This window comes from Salinimicrobium oceani (genome assembly GCF_012037645.1).
Window position 1 is genome coordinate 1 of record NZ_JAAVJR010001612.1, and the last position, 287, is coordinate 287.

Here is a 287-nt window from a genome sequence, read left to right on the forward strand (position 1 = left end):
CCGGAGCTATCTCCAACCACCTGGATCTCGATGTGGCGCGGCTCTTCAATAAGCTTTTCCATGTACATCCCATCATTACCAAAGGCTGCACCGGCTTCCTGGCGGGCAGAATCCCAGGCTTTACGCAGGTCTTCTTTCTTCCATACCGCACGCATTCCTTTTCCACCTCCACCGGCAGTAGCTTTAAGCATCACGGGGTATCCCATGCCTTCGGCTATCTTTTCTGCCTCTTCATAGGATTCAAGAATTCCTTCAGAACCGGGAACACAGGGAACTCCGGCTGCTCT

The 287-nt window shown here is 53.0% G+C and carries 1 protein-coding gene; it reads right to left on the reverse strand.

Going from position 1 to position 287, the window contains the following annotated elements:
- A partial coding sequence (locus HC175_RS23295; protein ID WP_168140114.1) for an ATP-binding protein occupies positions 1 to 287 on the reverse strand: 287 nt, incomplete at both ends.